Source organism: Candidatus Nitronauta litoralis, from assembly GCA_015698285.1.
Lineage (GTDB): Bacteria > Nitrospinota > Nitrospinia > Nitrospinales > Nitrospinaceae > Nitronauta > Nitronauta litoralis.
In genome coordinates, this window is record CP048685.1 from 1,996,622 (window position 1) to 2,013,485 (window position 16,864).

12 protein-coding genes and 1 pseudogene are annotated in these 16,864 nt (G+C 49.0%); 3 read left to right on the forward strand and 10 right to left on the reverse strand.

The genetic code is table 11. The features are described from left to right. Positions 1 to 3: 3 nt before the first annotated feature. From G3M70_09210 to G3M70_09235, 6 genes are all read right to left on the reverse strand, one after another. On the reverse strand, positions 4 to 1,569 hold the full coding sequence (locus G3M70_09210) for a hydrogenase subunit (protein QPJ62039.1): 1,566 nt from the start codon (positions 1,567 to 1,569) through the stop codon (positions 4 to 6). Next, positions 1,566 to 3,029, reverse strand: a complete 1,464-nt coding sequence (locus tag G3M70_09215) for a hydrogenase 4 subunit F (GenBank protein ID QPJ62040.1) — start codon at positions 3,027 to 3,029, stop codon at positions 1,566 to 1,568. The genes G3M70_09210 and G3M70_09215 overlap by 4 nt, the downstream gene beginning before the upstream one ends. After that, positions 3,029 to 3,685: a formate hydrogenlyase gene (locus G3M70_09220; protein ID QPJ62041.1), complete on the reverse strand. Its 657-nt coding sequence runs from the start codon at positions 3,683 to 3,685 to the stop codon at positions 3,029 to 3,031. Before G3M70_09220 ends, G3M70_09215 begins: the two co-directional genes overlap by 1 nt. Next, positions 3,682 to 4,629, reverse strand: coding sequence for a formate hydrogenlyase (locus tag G3M70_09225; GenBank protein ID QPJ62042.1), 948 nt, complete (start codon positions 4,627 to 4,629; stop codon positions 3,682 to 3,684). Before G3M70_09225 ends, G3M70_09220 begins: the two co-directional genes overlap by 4 nt. Continuing rightward, positions 4,626 to 6,608 (reverse strand): hydrogenase 4 subunit B, encoded by a 1,983-nt coding sequence (gene hyfB, locus G3M70_09230; protein QPJ63771.1) that lies wholly within the window; start codon positions 6,606 to 6,608, stop codon positions 4,626 to 4,628. The genes G3M70_09225 and hyfB overlap by 4 nt, the downstream gene beginning before the upstream one ends. 119 nt (positions 6,609 to 6,727) lie before the next feature. After that, the gene (locus tag G3M70_09235; protein ID QPJ62043.1) at positions 6,728 to 7,414 is read right to left on the reverse strand and encodes a PTS transporter subunit EIIA; all 687 of its coding nucleotides are present in this window, start codon (positions 7,412 to 7,414) and stop codon (positions 6,728 to 6,730) included. A gap of 634 nt (positions 7,415 to 8,048) precedes the next feature. Between G3M70_09235 and G3M70_09240 the strand changes: the two genes are divergently transcribed. Continuing rightward, positions 8,049 to 9,674, forward strand: a complete 1,626-nt coding sequence (locus tag G3M70_09240) for a cation:proton antiporter (GenBank protein QPJ62044.1) — start codon at positions 8,049 to 8,051, stop codon at positions 9,672 to 9,674. A 108-nt stretch (positions 9,675 to 9,782) separates the two neighbouring features. Here G3M70_09240 and G3M70_09245 read toward each other — a convergent pair. Both G3M70_09245 and G3M70_09250 read right to left on the reverse strand, forming a co-directional pair. Beyond that, positions 9,783 to 10,094 (reverse strand): annotated as a pseudogene (locus G3M70_09245) (transposase family protein). 19 nt (positions 10,095 to 10,113) lie between these two features. Further along, positions 10,114 to 11,094 carry a universal stress protein gene (locus G3M70_09250; protein ID QPJ62045.1) on the reverse strand — a complete coding sequence of 327 codons (981 nt, stop codon included), beginning with the start codon at positions 11,092 to 11,094 and terminating at the stop codon, positions 10,114 to 10,116. 456 nt (positions 11,095 to 11,550) lie between these two features. Here G3M70_09250 and purE point away from each other — a divergent pair, with 456 nt between their 5' ends. Continuing rightward, positions 11,551 to 12,057, forward strand: a complete 507-nt coding sequence (gene purE, locus G3M70_09255; protein ID QPJ62046.1) for a 5-(carboxyamino)imidazole ribonucleotide mutase — start codon at positions 11,551 to 11,553, stop codon at positions 12,055 to 12,057. Next, entirely contained in the window at positions 12,057 to 13,172 is a 1,116-nt protein-coding gene (locus G3M70_09260) for a 5-(carboxyamino)imidazole ribonucleotide synthase (protein QPJ62047.1), read from the forward strand. The genes purE and G3M70_09260 overlap by 1 nt, the downstream gene beginning before the upstream one ends. 54 nt (positions 13,173 to 13,226) lie before the next feature. Here the strand turns inward: G3M70_09260 and G3M70_09265 are convergent, their stop codons facing one another. Together G3M70_09265 and G3M70_09270 are read right to left on the reverse strand one after the other, a co-directional pair. Next, positions 13,227 to 13,553, reverse strand: a complete 327-nt coding sequence (locus G3M70_09265) for a P-II family nitrogen regulator (GenBank protein ID QPJ62048.1) — start codon at positions 13,551 to 13,553, stop codon at positions 13,227 to 13,229. A gap of 25 nt (positions 13,554 to 13,578) precedes the next feature. Further along, entirely contained in the window at positions 13,579 to 16,833 is a 3,255-nt protein-coding gene (locus G3M70_09270) for a DUF2309 domain-containing protein (protein QPJ62049.1), read from the reverse strand. Between the last annotated feature and the right edge of the window lie 31 nt (positions 16,834 to 16,864).

Here is a 16,864-nt window from a genome sequence, read left to right on the forward strand (position 1 = left end):
TTGTTAAAGATCGTGCCCGGAGTACGAGCAGTTGAACGATTTATTATTCAGTGGAAAATCCGGTACCGGGACCTCCTGCACGGCCAGTTCGAGTCCCAGCCAATTGATCATGGAAGGATCTCGCACATAACAACGCTGGATTTTCCCCCCTGATCCGAAACGAATCCAGGTGGCGATTTCTCCGCGCCAGGATTCGACTACAGCAAACCCCCAACTCCCTTCCCCGGGTTCCTTAAACGGTTCCTGAAAACTCCCTTCCGGCAGATCGACCAGCAGCTTTTCGATCAACCGGGCGCTGTCTTGAATTTCCTGGAAACGAATCCAAAGTCGGGCCGAAACATCGCCGCCCCGGCACACTTTGACTTGCGGAGGACATTGGTCGTAAGGGGAATAAGCCGCGTCGCGGCGGGCATCCAGGTCCTGTTCTGCGCTCCGGCCCACAACTCCCAACAGGCCCAGTGTCTGGGCGTTTTGCGCCGATATCCCTCCGGAGCCAATCACACGATCCCGGATCGAAGTTTGTTCTTCATAGATTCCGAACAGCTCCTTCATTTCACCCGCGACAGCCTGTGTTTGATTCCGCAAGCGAGCCGTCCCATCCCTGTCAAGATCACGGGTCACCCCGCCGGGTACCACGACGTCCATGAGCAATCGGTGGCCGAACAATTTCTGATGCAGTCGGGCCAGGTCTTCGCGTAACCGCTGGCATTGCATCTGCATGAAAGCCCAGGCGGCGTCATTGCAAATGGCCCCGATATCGCCAATATGGTTCGCCATGCGTTCCCGTTCGCACAACACGGCACGCAGATGGGCCGCGCGCGGGGACACAACGCGCCCCACCGCCTGTTCCGCCGCTAAACAATAAGCCCAGCTGTGGGCTACCGTGGCATCGCCGGAGATGCGCGCGGCCATCCGGGCGGCGGAAACCGCGTCCTGGTTCTCGAAATGTTTTTCGATTCCCTTGTGCACGTAACCCAGACGTTCCTCCAGGTTTAAAATCTGCTCCCCCACCACCTGAAACCGAAAATGCCCCGGCTCAATGATTCCCGCATGCACTGGTCCCACGGGAATTTCATAACTTCCTTCACCATCCGTTTCGATGAAGGGGTAGCTTCCCTCCTGACGTTCCAGAGGCACATTCAGAGCAAAACCTTTACGCAAAGGAAATGCATTTTCCGGCCAGCTGTCATGCTTGATCCAGCGGCGAAGGTCGGGGTGTCCCAAAGGCGTGAGACCGTAGAAATCATGGATGATCCGTTCCATGCGGGCCGCGACGCTGTAATGAGGAACCAGGCTGGAAAACTCTTCAACGCCCTGCCTCAACTGGGTGGCAACCAGCGCGTAACCCAGTGCCCCCAATGCATAGGCCGCGTGAATGGTAAACACTCCTTTTTCTTCAGAAGCCCATTCCGCCACCAGGCGCAAACCCTCCTGTTGGCTGATTTTTGCCACAGGGGCCCATGCTGTCTCAGACACAAACAAACAGGGTGGGAATTTCCCTCTCGTCTCAAAAGGTATAGCCGCCTGTTTGAGCTGGGATGCCAGAGATTGAGTCAATGCAAAATTCATAGAGTCCCCTGATGCAGAAAATTGGCCGCGATTTGAAACCAGTTCGCTAAAAATCCAGGGATCGCCAATCCCAGAATCAGGGCAAGCCCGAGATGGATGTAGACCGGAAGCATGTTGATCGGGACCGCATGGACCTCCCTGGGGTACATTCCAAACACCATGGGTTGCAGGTGGCGGAACAGTCCGGCAAAGGCCACGACCAGGCTGGGCAACAGGATTCCGATGGTCCAGGGGTGGGTTTCGAGGGCCGCTGTGACCAAAAGGAATTCGCTGGTGAAAACCCCGAAGGGGGGTAACCCCGCAATGGCGATGGTCCCGAGGAGCAAACCCACACCGATTTTCGGCTGGAGATGCATCAGACCACGGATTTGCGCTATCGTTTGCGTTTTCATCGCCTGGGCGGCATGTCCCACGGTGAAAAAGATTCCCGATTTGACCAGGGAGTGCACAGTCATGTGCAACAGAGCTGCGTAATTGGCTAAAGGCGTACCGATGCCGAAGGAAAAAGTCATCAGGCCCATGTGTTCGATGGAGGAAAAGGAATACAGACGCTTGATATCCTTTTGCCGGTGGAGAGACAAAGCCGCTACGGCCAAAGTCAGCAAGCCAAACCCCATCATCAAATGACCGGCCAAATGATTGTGCGTGGCGCCGTCCACCAGTGTCTTGCACCGGACCAGCGCATACAACGCCACGTTGAGCAACAACCCCGAAAGCACTGCGGAGATAGGAGTGGGTCCTTCCCCATGTGCATCCGGCAACCAGTCATGCATTGGGAACAGCCCGACCTTGGTACCGTAACCCACCATGAGAAATGCGAAAGCAATGGTCATGACACTCGGGTTGAGCTGGTCGGCCTTTGGGTACAGCAGGGTCCATGTCAGGGCTTCATTGCTGTGGCCAAATACTTCTAAAGATGTCGAGAAAATCAGGATAGTACCGAACAGTGCCAGGGCGATTCCCATACCGCATAAAATAAAATATTTCCATGCCGCGCTGATGGCCGCCGGTGTCCGGTACAACGATACCAGGAGAACCGTGGCCAGAGTTGCCAGTTCGAGCGCGATCCAAAGCACCCCCAGATTGTTGGTCGTTAATGCCAGCAACATGCCGAAAACAAACAACTGGAACATGGCGTGGTAAAGACGCAGGTTGCGGGAGGTTACGCGGCCAATCTTCTCTTCATGAGCCATATATGCCGCGGAAAAAATAGCCGTATTGGTCGCCACAAAAGTGGTCAGCGCTACCAGAAAGATATTGTAGGGGTCGAGGAAAAACGCCTGACCGTTGAAAAACAGGGAGCCCTGCATCAAAACCTTCCATACCAGACCCAAAGAGACGACAAAGGTCGCCGCACTTGCGACGATATTCAGGCGGGCGGCTTGGCGTGATTTGCCCACAAATGCCAGGGCGAAACCAGTTAAAGCTGGGATTCCCAGTAAAAGGGGAAAAAGGTTCATTATTTCCTTTCCAGATGACGGAGGTCCAGTGAATCGAAAGTCTTCCTGATATGAAAGAAAAACAGGCCAAAGATCAGTCCGGCAATCAGCACGTCGAACGCAATGCCGATTTCCACCACCAGTGGCATTCCGTGCGTGGCAGCGGTGGCGGTAAAAAACAAGGCATTCTCCATGGCCAGGTAACCCACCACCTGGGTTACGGCCTTGCGACGGGTGATCATGATGAGCATGCCGATCAGGACGCAGGCCAGCCCGATGGCGATGATGTTACGCGTCATCAGGACGGAGGTTTTCTGAATGGGGAGACTAATGTAATAGGCAAACAGAACCAGAAGCGCGGCAATCAACAAGGTCGGGAAGATATTGATCAGCGTTTCCACCTCCCGGTTGGCACCCAGGCGGACGACGACCCGCCATAACAACCAGGGCATCAGGAATCCCTTCAACAGGAGGGCCAGGAGTGCCGAAATATAAAGCTCCGGACTAGCGGCGGCGAAGGCCACAAGAGCGGAGGTGGCCGCCAAAAGAACTCCCTGAATCGCAAACCATCCTAAAAGCGCTCGCATATGCCGTTGCGCAAGGATCGCAAACGCGGTCAGCAAAAACAGGGCCGCCGCCAGTGAGGTCAGTTGTTTCAGCAGTTCTTGGGAAATCACGCCGACCCCTCCAGGATGTAATGGGTCAGCATTCCAAGGATGGCTATGAGGAACGCCGTTCCCAGGTATTCAGGTAGGCGAAAGATACGCATCTTTGCCATCCAGGTTTCCATGAGGGCGAGTATGCCTTGCAGGAACAATATCTTGAGGGCCAGAAGTCCCCCGGAAAACAGCAGGGCCGGGACCGTGTTCTCCTCTGCGATTCCCCAGGGACAGAACAGGTTGAGGAGAAGAGTCATAAATAACAGCAACTTCATGTGGTTTGCCCATTCGATCAGACCCAGATAACGTCCCGAGTACTCCAGGATCATCGCTTCGTGGACCATCGTGAGTTCCAGATGGGTGGACGGGTTGTCTACCGGAATCCGGCCGGTTTCTGCAACGGCCACCAGAAGCAGGGCCACCAGGGCGAATGCCAACGAAGGACGCAGGCCGAAATGTCCGTTAAGCATATGGTCGATCATGGTGGACAGGTTGGTGCTTTCTGCCGCCATGGACACCACAAAAACACTCATCAGCATGGCGGGTTCCGCCAGCGCGGCAAATGTCATTTCCCGGCTGGCTCCCATGCCACCGAAAGCCGTTCCGGTATCCATGGCACCCAGGGCCGTGAAAAACCGGGCGAGTGCGAACAGGCCCACCAGGGTAATGACGTCGGCGGCGGCGGACAATGGGGTTTGCACCAGGAGGACAGGTACTATCGCGCAGGCAAGGGCAGTGGAGGCAAAAATAATATAAGGGGCCAACCGGAATATCCAGGAAGCGCCTTCCGGAAGGATAGGTTCCTTGCCAAACAGCTTACGGAGGTCGCGGTACGACTGAAACAAACCGGGGCCACTCCGGTTCTGCAACCGCGCCTTCATCTTTTTCAGGACAGCGGCGCCTAAGGGGGCCAATGCAATCAATAACAACGCCTGGACGGTATTCAGCAACCAGAGAGTCATATCAAAAATCCCAGAAGGATCAACAATGTCAAAAACACTAGTGAAAGGTGACCGTGAATTTGGCGCTGGTGGAGCCAGTCGGTCCCTCGCGTCAGCCACTCCACGATTTTTCTAGCGGGTGTATAAATATATTTCCAAGCCAAGTCCTGGATGTGCACGGAAAACCGAATACGCCTGACCAGAAGCGGATTGCCATGGTTCAACCGGGACACCTCCTCATGCGGTTGATAGACTTTGGAAAAAATCTGGCGCATGGGCTGGGAAAAACTGGTCGCCGTGTATTGCATGCGCGGATTCAGATCGGGATGGCCGCAACTCCAGATCGGCGCACGGCGCACGGGTTTTCCGCGGTAGTACAACAAAAACGCAACAAGTCCCGCCAGCAAAGAAGCCAGTAAAACGATCAGAGGAGAATAAGAAGCGCGCTCCGGTGACAGGGGGGTCAACCACAACCAATGGCTTCCGGTCGTAGCTCTTTCCAGGCTCGAAGACAACAGGGTGGGCGACACCTGGTCGATCAGTGGAATCACCCAAACCGGGCCGATTCCAAGAATCAGGCACAACACAGCAGGCAGGGCCATCCCTGAAATCATCCAGCCGTCCACTTCACATGCCTCAGCCGCGGAGCGGGTCCTGGGCGTTCCCTGGAAAATAATGCCGAATACCTTGATAAAGCAGGTTGCGGTCAACGCTCCGGCCAGTGCGAGCATGGCGGCGGAGAAAGGAATCAACGCGGCAAGCGGCGAACTCTCCAGTTTTGGGGCCATCAGGGCGGCCTGAAAAGTCAGCCACTCAGATACAAATCCATTGAACGGAGGAAGCGCGGATATTGAAATACAGCCGATCAAGAACAGCACAGCCGTAATCGGCATGCGGCGGATCAGACCCCCGAGGCGATCCAGGTTGCGTTGATGGGTGGAGTGGAGAAGGGCGCCTGCCCCCATGAATAACAGTCCTTTGAAGAGAGCGTGGTTGAGTGTATGGTACAGTGCCGCCACCAGGCCCAGCGCCGCGAGACCCGGGTGGTCAAAGTGTGTGAAGATCATGGCCAGCCCGAGACCGATGACGATGATGCCGATGTTTTCCACCGAATGGTACGCCAGCAGGCGTTTCAGGTTGTGCTGTTGCAAGGCCAGCAACACCCCGCCCACGGCAGAACTGGACCCCGCCGCCAGCACAAGACCTCCCCACCAACCCTGCGCCTGGTCCAGACCCACCAGATCCCAGATCACCCGCAGGAACCCGAACACCGCCACTTTGATCATCACACCGCTCATCAGGGCCGATGCATTGGAAGGAGCAACGGGGTGGGCTTCCGGCAGCCAGATATGCAGAGGAATTATTCCGGCCTTCAAACCAAATCCCAGTCCTGCGGTCAAAAATACCAGCGACAACCATGTGGGCGACAAGGTTACAGTTCGCATCACCTCAAATTCAAACGATTTCCCCGCCATATAAAGGATGGAAAAACTGCTGAGGATCAGGAGTGCCCCCAGGTGCGCCATTAACAAATATAAAAAACCCGCCTTTCGGTTCGCTTCCCTTTCGTGATCGAAAACGACAAAAAAATAGGAAGCAACACTCATCAGCTCCCAGAAAATCATGAACGTGTAAGCATCATCCGCGAGCACCACCCCCTGCATGCCGACAATGAACAGGGACATGGAGATGTCCAGAAGGGTCAGATTCTGAGTTTTTGCACGGGAGCGCAGGTAGCCCACCGAGTAAATGCCCACCGAGGTCACCAGCAGGCCGATGATCACCATGAAAAAGCCGGCCAGCGGATCCAACCGCAGGTGCATGGGCAACCAGGGCAGGCCCAGCGGCAAGAGGAGCTGTTGTGGAGGAGACAGTAATCCCATCACTCCTGCGGCAGTGGTGAATACTCCCGATATCGCGATCAACAGATGGGTGACCCGATTACGAATTTCTTTTGCTTTGCTAAGCGCCAGGCTGGCTATACAGACAAACAGCGCCATAGCGGGTCCCAACAACAATGTTACTGAGGGGCTCATGATTCCTTTCAATTAAATATTGGGCAGTAATAATCGGTTCAATCGAGTCAACGAATTAACTCTTCTGTTACCTATTGATACATTCAATCCGCCTTCTTCTTCATCGCCTTTTCCGCACGACAGAGCTCCGCAAAAATCGTTTCGCGGCTTCCTTGCTCACGGATCACCTTACGGAAAGAGGGGTCCCTCAAAACGTGGGCCAGGCGGGAGATCAGGTGGATGTGACCGCGCACTGTCTGGCTGAGGATGGTGAACGCCGCAAACACCGGTTTTCCGTCGAGCGCGCCGAAATCGATCGGCTTTTCCAGAAACGACAACGTCAGGCTCGCGTGCGGCAGGTTGAAGATGAGCGGACTTCGGGGATGAGGAATCGCGATCCCATCCCCGATGCCAGTCGACCCCAGCATTTCTCGCACGCGGAGGAGTTCGTAAACGTAATCCTTATCCACTTCCGGAGGCAGGCGCAGATTGCGGACTATGTTGAGCAGCACGCTGTCCCGGTCCTGACCTTCTACCCGGTAGAGGATCCCTCCAGATTCCAATACCTGTTCCAGCGAAGACAACGGGCCAGTCTCCTCTTGCGTTTCCAGGAAGATGCCCGGCTTGAGGGACACACGGTTGGCCATCGCCCATTCCAGAACTTCCGACCGTGCAAATCGATACTGATCGTTGATGCGATAAGCCGGGATCTTTCCTTCATTCACCCAGCGGTATAAGGTCTTTTCGGAAACCCCAAAGAGTTGTGCAGTGTCACGAATCGTCAGTCTCATAGAAGGATTTCTCTTTGCGAATTATTGGGAATAGATTGGACATCTTTGGACATAATAATACTTTGTTCTCATGTGTGGCAAGTGAAAATTTCAAAGCGGGTCTTCCGAAAAGGAGGCTAACCTTAACTATTTAAAATAAAATATTGAGCTCTTACTGCCTCCGGAATTACAGTCGCCCAGGAAGTAGTGCGGTGGACCGGCCCAAAATGAAGGAGGCAAAAAAAAGAAAAAAGTATCTGCTAAGGGGGAAAGGGGTGAAATGCTTCTGAGGCCGTTTCAGAGGTTTTAAATGGGGACGAAAACAGGTCAAAACTTACACAGAATCTTGTGCATACACATTTGAAATCCGAAATAAACTATTGCAAAATAATTAGTTATAGAAATATAAAAAGGGCCTGAAATCCATCCGCCTCAAGGGGATGTGGGTTCGAATCCCACCTCCGGCACCCATGTTTTTATTAAACTTAAAACGCCATGACAGCTTGCAAGTTGGTTATATGAAATAAATCGGTAAAAACCTTGTTTATCCTGGTTTTGCTCTATATTTTCACTTGCCCGTTTGAAGACAATATTCATGTGTGATTTTTCAGAAAGCATTCCTTAATTTTAATACGAAAGACTGAAAGAAGAGTTTATGGATATTGAGTGGGTTGCTATTGCGCTTAGTGATGTTAGTTGGATTTCACTGGCATTTATTCTGGGTTTTTCTGCGAAATTGATAGGTCTTCCGCCATTAGTTGGTTTTCTTGGAACTGGTTTTGTCCTAAATGCTCTCGGTTTTTCCAGTGGGGAGATGCTTCAAAAACTTTCTGATCTGGGTATCACCCTGCTGCTTTTCGCTGTTGGCTTGAAGCTGAATTTGAAGACTTTGATAAGGCCGGAAGTCTGGTTGGTGAGCACAATCCACATGACAGCGGTCATAGTCTTCTTTGGTACGGTTATCTTTTGTCTTTCATTAATGAATGCGCCATTGTTTGCCGGAATGAATTTCAAGCTTTGTATGATGCTTGCCTTTGCATTGAGCTTTTCCAGCACCGTTTTTGCGGTCAAATCCTTAGAAGAAAAAGGGCAATTCAATTCCCTCCATGGACGAATTGCAATCGGTATTCTGGTGATGCAGGATTTGGCTGCTGTTATTTTTCTAGCTACATCCTTAGGGAAATTTCCATCGCTTTGGGCGCCACTACTTATTTTGCTAATTCCTCTTCGACCTCTATTTCATTACTTTTTAAGAAAAACAGGTCATGGCGAGTTAATGATTTTATATGGTTTTGTTCTTGCGATGGGGGGAGCGGAACTCTTTGAGTTGGCCGGGATAAAAGATGATCTGGGTGCGCTGTTGATGGGAGTTCTCATTTCTTCTTATCCAAAATCGAAGGAACTGGCAAATTCGATGATGGGCTTTAAGGATCTTTTTCTGGTGGGTTTTTTCCTTTCTATTGGTATGTCAGGACAAATTTCAATCGAAGTATTGATAGTCGGATTGCTTCTTATTCCCTTTGTCTTTTTTAAATCTGCTCTTTTTTATTTTTTAATGACCCGATTTAAACTGCGATCAAGGACCTCGCTTTTGGCCAGCCTGAGTTTAACGAATTACAGTGAATTTGGTCTGATTGTCGCCGCGATTGGTGTAGCGAATGGTTGGATACCAGGGGAATGGTTAATTGCTATTGCTGTTGCCCTTTCATTCTCATTTGTAATTGGTGCCTCGTTGACCAGAAAGGACGACAGGATCTACCAAAAATATCGGGATTTTTTGATGAGATTCCAAAGCAGGGAGAGATTACCAGATGATGAATTATTTGGTACCTTTGATGCCACAATTGCTATTTTTGGTATGGGCCGGGTGGGTACTGGTGCCTATGATAAAATGCACAAACTTTATGGTGAGACCGTAGTCGGTATAGACCAGGATTCCGAGAAGATAAAACTGCATCAGTCAATGGGGCGAAAAGTTTTTCAAGGGGATCCCAGTGATGCAGATTTTTGGGAAAAGGTAGAAAAGAATCACAAAATAGAACTGGTCATGTTGGCACTGCCTAATTTGCAAACCAATTTAGAAACTCTTGACCAACTAAAAGAGATGTCTTTTTCTGGAAGAATTGCTGCCACGTCGAGATATCCAGATGAAGAAGAAAAGTTATATGAAGCAGGCGCAAACGCAGTGTTTAATATTTACACTGAAGCAGGTGCAGGGTTTTCGGATCACGTCGAAGCAACAAAAAACATCCAGGACCAGGAGTTGACTAAAGATTATTAGTAAGTTTGTACAAATATCGTAATGGGCTGACAGTGGCCTATGTTGGGTGTTGGATTTAGGCGGCTAATTTAGCCGTCTTTTTTTGTTTTGTATCTGGTTTTGGCAGTCCCTCTCCACAAAGCCGTTGCTTTGAGGACGCCGGACCTTGGTGGTTCGGTGTTCGATCTGCTCCAACGACAAAAACAGTTCGTAAGGGTGGAGGTCCTTTCGTCCACAGAACTCTCTGCCATTGTCACTTAAGATGGTCGTGATCCTGGCATCGTGAGATTCAAAGAACGGGAGTACCTCGTTGTTAAGCGTGTGGACTGCGGTGACCGGCAGCTTGCTGGTGTAGAGTCCTCCGAAAGCATACCGGCTGTAGCAGTCGATGACAGACTGGAGATACACACGGCCCACGCCTTTCAAGGTCCCGACCATGAAGGGATGTTTCCTCTATCTGCTAATTTTCATTTTCAAGAGTAATGGGAGAAATAAAGCCATCTGGTTTAATAGTGAGAAGGGAACAATTTATTTTATTTAAAATAGTTTCAGCAGTGTTGCCAATAATCAGCCCGGGAATTCCCGAACGACCCACAGTTCCCATCACAAGCAAATCGATATTCTTATCTTTAGCAAACTTGGCAATTTCCTTTTTTGGATCACCCTCTATTAAATGGGCTTTGGAATTCACATCATTGAATGAGAAAAGGGATATCAGTTGATTGAGGCTTTCCTTGCGATATATCTTTTCCTTAGCTTTAAATTCCTTTAATTTCAGACCCGGAATATTCGCACCCCAGCTATTCAACCGGCTGTTACCTATAAAATCCCAGACGTGTAATACATGAAGTTCTGAATGTTCTTTTCTGGCGAGGGAGAGAGCTAGATCCACTATTTTTCTATTCATCAGGTCTTCTTCCTCATTATTTGAGAAAGGGTTGGTATCTACTGCCGCAAGAATTCTATTAAATTTGATTGATTGATCTGGTTTAATGAGCCATACAGGGCAAATACAGTTTCTGATCAAGTGAATGTCATTACTTCCCAAAATTCCACACATCAGGCCTGCTTCTCCTTCCGCATTTTTGATTACCAGATCAAAATTAAACCTTAAAACCTCACGAATAATTTCAAAATAAGGCTTTCCATTTAATACATCTGAGCTGATCGAGATATTATCCAGGTTAAATGAATTTATTGTATTTTGAATTTCAGTTTTTCGCGATAGGATCGCTTGATCCATTAAGTCCTGTTTTTCCAGGATTAATTTTGTTAATTCAGAAGCAGTGCCAAACTGGATTTCCGGAGCCAGGTTTTCCAAAACATCTATAATTTTAAGATGGGCTTTATTCGCTTTAGCTAGTTCAAACGCCCGGGTCAGAGCTAATTTCGGATTTGAATTTCCATCTAAGACGAGAAGAATATTTTTAAATTGTTTCATTGTTTACACCTCATATAAAATAGTGGAAATGGGCTGCCATAAATATTCAAAAATGGTAAGACAATACTTAGGTATTGATGTTAATCATATTCGTTATATTCCACCCAACTGTAGTATATCGTATAATAAATTTCATTTTTGCACCTGGCTTGCAACCTGCTTCGAGGTGTACTGTGCGTTGTCAGATCAACCTGTACCCGATTTGGATTTAAGTCAAAGACACCAGGGTTTTGTGTTTCCTCTGCAGAACAAAACGTGGTTGATTAGAACCACCTCGAAAATCGACATGGTCCCAGTGGCGACCGCGACCAGGGATTAGATTTTTTGGAAAAAACGTTTTTGACATTATATGGTTGGGGAATATGCGATAGAGCTTTGATGATTATCGTTTTATAGTTTGCTAAGATCGTGTGAAAGTTTAGTTTTTCCGTCATTCTTCAGGAGATGATCCATTCAATGAATAACGAAAACCATGTCCTCGTAGGGATTATTATGGGTTCCAGGTCCGATTGGGAAACCATGCAGCACGCAGCGGACACTTTAAAGCTCCTTGATGTGCCGCATTCAGTGGAGGTTGTCTCGGCACACCGCACGCCTGACAAGCTGTTCCAGTACGCGGAAAATGCTGAGAAGCTAGGAATTGAAGTCATTATCGCCGGAGCTGGTGGCGCTGCCCATTTGCCTGGGATGGCAGCGGCGAAAACCTCTCTACCTGTTCTGGGTGTCCCCGTGAAATCCAAAGCCCTGAATGGTATGGACTCGCTGTTGTCTATCGTTCAAATGCCTAAGGGAATCCCTGTTGGAACGCTGGCAATCGGCAAGGCAGGAGCCGCCAATGCGGCGTTACTGGCAGCGAGTATTCTGGCCAACAAGTACCCGGAGATTAAATCGGCACTAAAGAATTATCGAAAACAACAAACTGATACGGTATTAGAAAACCCTGACCCCGGTGAGAGTGATTAATGAACATCGGTATTCTTGGTGGAGGCCAGCTGGCCCGTATGATGGCCCAGGCCGGTTCCTCCCTCCAACTAGGTTTTATGTTTCTTTCTCCTGATCCTCACGCACCCGCGGCACCTTTTGGCGAACATCTTTGCGCTTCCTATGATGACAAAAGCGCCCAGGAACGCCTGGTTCAATGGGCCGATGTGGTGACTTACGAATTTGAAAATATCCCCCTGCCATTAGTGGAGTCGCTTGAGCAGCGTATACCGCTTCATCCTGCATCCTCTGTGCTGGCAGTTGCCCGGGATCGCTTGTCTGAGAAAAATCTCTTTCGCAGTCTGGGAATTCAAACAGCAAAATTCGCCCCGGTGGATAACCTGGAAATGTTGAGGAGTGCTTTAAAGGACATAGGTTTTCCGGCCATCCTCAAATTTCGTACTCAGGGGTACGATGGTAAAGGCCAGGCCTGGTTGCGTAAAGAAAGCGACAGTTCGGAAGTATGGGGACGGGTTGGAAAAGTCCCATGCATTTTGGAATCCATGGTGCCTTTTTGTCGGGAAATTTCGATCATCGCCGCTCGCAACCAACAAGGTGATATGGTTTTCTATCCAGTGACCGAGAACCATCATCGTGATGGAATCCTGCGTCTATCAATCAGCCGCCCCGACGATTCCATGCAAGCGGAGGCTGAGTCGAAAATCAGAAAAATAATGGAACACCTGAGTTACGTGGGGGTGATGGCGCTGGAACTTTTTCATGTTGAAAATGAACTGTTTGCCAACGAGTTGGCGCCGCGTGTTCATAACAGCGGTCATTGGACTATTGAAGGCGCAGAAACCTCGCAATTCGAAAACCATTTGCGAGCCATTTCCCAACTCCCTTTAGGTAAAACCTCCTCAACGGACACTACGGCAATGGTTAATTTAATTGGTCATTTGCCAGGAGAAGCGCAAATCGGGAATATCCGGGGTGCCACATTGCATTCATATGATAAATCAGAAAGACCCGGTCGTAAGGTGGGGCATGTTACCTTGACCAGTGGTGATTGTTCGGCAGAGGAATTTGATCAACGGCTGGAGGCTTTACTTCAGCTTGCAGGTGAGGCTGAATTGGCCAGTCAGAAAATTTTATAGGTTTGCTTGCCGGCCAAAAAAAATTAAAACACAGCTCTGAATTTTATCTACACCCTAGGAATCAAAATGATCAGGGCGCAGTACGCTTGCATCCAACACAAAGAGGCTGCCAGAGTGACGTTCCAAAAAGGGTTTGATGCCGGATAAGATAGGTTCCACTTTTTCTTCCGGAACAATGGTCAATATCATTTGAAGGCTGCTCGTGTCGTTGAACATCATATGGCCTTCGTGGAAACCACCGTGTCCTTTGCCGGAGATATTGTTGAAAATTGTGTAACCACTGGCTTTAATCTGATCAAGAACGTCTGTCACGAAATGAAGGTGCTCTCCTTCAATAATGATCTTTATTTCTTTCATTGGGTGAAGTGTCAAGCCGTCCATGATTTTTCTATTCTCCTAAACAAGATTATATCGAATGAATGGGTTCCCATATGTTGGGCGATTTAAAGAGGAAAAACTCCATGACTTCTGGATCTAAAGCCACAATATGGAGCCATTGGTTTCTCGTCAATTTTTGCAGGAGATTATGCCGAGAAATAATGGTGGTGATCATTTCACGCGGTGCTTCTATTATAACAAATAACCGCATGGGTTCATGGTAAGGTTTGTCGCCATCAAATACTGTCTGGATAGGGAGTCCGACACAAAGGTCGCTTTGGGTGCCAAACATGACACCAACACGCCCCACCACATTGTGATACGCTTTGCTTCCCGCTCCAAAAACCTCTGTGTCAACGGTGGAAAAATAGTGTTCCATATTAATCCATTGTCCTACGACCATTGGAGCGGTCATGATGATTTCCAGGTATTTTCCATCGGGGTCTCTTTTATAATCATAGGAATGTAAAAATGTCCGGGCTTCCAGATTTAATCCCTGTGTCAACAAACGTCGGCCGGTGATAAATGCCGTATGTCCGGAAAGCCCCCATTCCGGTCGTACCTGAGACCAGTCTATGCTTCGAGTTTTGGTCCTCTTTAGCGCGCTGAACTTTCCATTTAAATCTGATTCGTCTGGCATGCGTGCTAACCGCTCCCTGCTGTTTTTTTCACCAGCTTCGTGGAGGTCGCGCTGAAGCCGGATCAAATCTTTTCGGTGGGTGGCGGGGACGTCTTCCAGATCATAGAGCTCAACTTCGTCTGTTGTGGTGTCGTGCTGTCCGGGCAGAAAATGTGTGTCCTCAGGAATCACCAGGTTTTTCAAAGCCAGCAGGTGCCGGACCTCGGGTTTGTTGGCCATGACGGCCAGGGCGCGTGCGTTGGATACTCCATGGTTACCACCGCATGCGCCGCAATCGAGGGCAGATTCGTAAGGATTGTTGTCTGAAGTGCTGCCATGGGCACAAAGCAGGATGAGACGGGAAAATGTTTTGAATCCTAATACCCTTAAAGCCGTCTCCACATAATGAGCCTGCTCTGCAACGGTAAAGCCTGCCTGGGTTATCCGTTGCATTTGGCGGTCCACGTCTCGCTCATTTACATCAAATTCTTTTCTGAGTACCTCAATAAAACGTACCAGATCGGGTTCGCCCCACTGCAACAACTGGTTCAGCTCTTTATTGTCAAGACTGTCGATTGGAATTTCATTCATCGCCAGTTTCCGCAAACGTTCCACTTGCTCGTGGGAAACAGTGGCGCCGAGCGAACCATATTGCTCGATCAAAAGTTTGTAAATGGATGCCCGGTGTTTAGAGGCAACCATTTCGTGGGCCTCATCCCGTTCAATTTTTTCTACAGTCAGCGTTGTGCCTATGGGAATAGCCAAACGCTCTTTTAACCATGAGACTGCACTTTTGAACCAGTTCGGGCGCAACGTTTGTCCGAAAAGCCTGAATCCAAAAAACCAGCCAATTGCTTCCACCATGACATATGGGGTGATGACGTTTTCTTTTAAGTCATGCAGCAATGTGTGGCCAGCCTTGGCGAGTTGTTGTCCTTCCAGAAAATCCTGCGCAGCCTTGGCTTGATAGGCGCGGGGAATTTCTTTTACAACGTGCTTGGGTTTCAGAAGAACCGGGCATTGGTCTGTCTGGTGTTCGCTCGAAAACTCTTGATAGCAGATGGGAACCCCAAAAAAACCGGCGAATCCAAATGTCTCATTTCCGCCAACTTCTTCAAGATGTCTTCTGAAGCCTTCTGATCTGACATCGATGCAAAATATGGATTGGGAAAGAGGACGCGATTCTGTTGGCTTTTCTTCCGAAGCATCAATCTTTTTGAGTTTTTCAATATTAGGAGTGAATTTTTTCACAAAATCTGTGATGAAGCTGGATTCCAAAGCTTTGAGCCAGACCGGTCCATGTTTTGATTCGGGAAACTCTTCAACCCAATCCAGCAAAGTAACTAATGGCACGGGGCCACTCTTCAAAATATCCTTTAAGGGTATGTTAATCGATTTTGCAAGATGCAAAACTATCAAGGCCCGAACGTCAATTTCCTGCTGTTCCCGAATTTGTTCCCACTTTAGAATCAATTCGGGATTGCATTGATCCAGCTTTTCTATTCGCAGGGGTTCCTGGATGAACAGGGACATATCCAGATTGTTTTCAATGACCTCTGGCAAACCTCGGGTTTGATAATCTTTAAAAAGACCATACCCGACTGAGAATTTATTCAGGTAAGCTCGTATCGAAGTATAGCTCCCGGGAATGGCTAACCTGGAGCGACAGGCCAGATCCACAAGTTCTCTTTCATAAAAAATACGAACGGCCATGTATTTGACAAGGTCAATTGGGAACGCGTTTTGCCATTCATAGTCCAACTGTTCAGAGCGCCATTTGATGAGTCCTGTCCACCCGGCCAATTGAGCAAAATGCAGGGTAAAATAGTTGATCCACAGTCCTTTCGGAATCGATAATCTGGCCATGATTTCGAGGATTGCATCTTCTGGTCGATCAGGTAAATTTTTGATTTTGTTTTTCCAATCGGGAATACCCAGGGAAGAACCGAAACCGTCATCCTGGGCTAACTCTTTCCAACTGCCGTAGAAAGATTTTTCCCTCAAGGGCATTCCCCAGGGGCCATGCCCCTCATCGAGAAACCCGCTGATCCATTTGATAATTTCACTATTGATTTGGCGTTGTACATCAGTTCCAAATGTCTGGTCGCACCATTCACCAAGCGTGTACCGTGTCGCCAGCTCTTCCTGTTCACGGCTTGCATAACCCTGCAAAGATTCCTTGTGCTCGTTGTTTTTCGGAAAACCCCGGACTTTCTGGATCAGATCTTTTATTTCTGGTTGGTTATGTGAAGATTGCAAAACCGCCGAAGCCACGTCTGCAGCTATTTTCCCGGTGCCTTTGAGCAATATTGTTTTCAGAAACTCCAGATGAGAAATATTTTTATTGCCCAATTCAATGGTGGCATCTTTTGATACGTCCTTTAAGGCTTCGTTCAGAGCCTCAACAGTTATTCGCCCTTGTTTTACAAAGTTTCGGTATTCTTCATTAGGTAGAAATCCGCGCCCCCCAAAAAACCGTTCAGCCTCCTTAATCGCTTTTTCGAAATGGAAATGTTCCAGACCGTGAAGCGGATTATGATGGATAAACGTTTTCATAGGCCAGAAATGAGAAATCGGTTCACCCGCCAGCATCACGAACGAGCGCAATTCAATCTGCTGGGCTTCAGTTGGAGTCTTGGTTTCTTTGTCGTCGATGGTAAGCATGGCTTTGGCCTGCTGACTTCCTGAAAAAGTT

What these genes read in the sequence shown, in the direction of transcription:
- G3M70_09265 (QPJ62048.1), bottom strand. Translation starts at nt 13,553, where the DNA reads ATGGACGGCTTGACACTTCACCCAATGAAAGAAATAAAGATCATTATT.
- G3M70_09260 (QPJ62047.1), top strand. Translation starts at nt 12,057, where the DNA reads ATGAACATCGGTATTCTTGGTGGAGGCCAGCTGGCCCGTATGATGGCC.
- G3M70_09270 (QPJ62049.1), bottom strand. Translation starts at nt 16,833, where the DNA reads ATGCTTACCATCGACGACAAAGAAACCAAGACTCCAACTGAAGCCCAG.
- G3M70_09235 (QPJ62043.1), bottom strand. Translation starts at nt 7,414, where the DNA reads ATGAGACTGACGATTCGTGACACTGCACAACTCTTTGGGGTTTCCGAA.
- G3M70_09225 (QPJ62042.1), bottom strand. Translation starts at nt 4,629, where the DNA reads ATGACTCTCTGGTTGCTGAATACCGTCCAGGCGTTGTTATTGATTGCA.
- hyfB (QPJ63771.1), bottom strand. Translation starts at nt 6,608, where the DNA reads ATGGCGCTGTTTGTCTGTATAGCCAGCCTGGCGCTTAGCAAAGCAAAA.
- purE (QPJ62046.1), top strand. Translation starts at nt 11,551, where the DNA reads ATGAATAACGAAAACCATGTCCTCGTAGGGATTATTATGGGTTCCAGG.
- G3M70_09215 (QPJ62040.1), bottom strand. Translation starts at nt 3,029, where the DNA reads ATGAACCTTTTTCCCCTTTTACTGGGAATCCCAGCTTTAACTGGTTTC.
- G3M70_09240 (QPJ62044.1), top strand. Translation starts at nt 8,049, where the DNA reads ATGGATATTGAGTGGGTTGCTATTGCGCTTAGTGATGTTAGTTGGATT.
- G3M70_09250 (QPJ62045.1), bottom strand. Translation starts at nt 11,094, where the DNA reads ATGAAACAATTTAAAAATATTCTTCTCGTCTTAGATGGAAATTCAAAT.
- G3M70_09210 (QPJ62039.1), bottom strand. Translation starts at nt 1,569, where the DNA reads ATGAATTTTGCATTGACTCAATCTCTGGCATCCCAGCTCAAACAGGCG.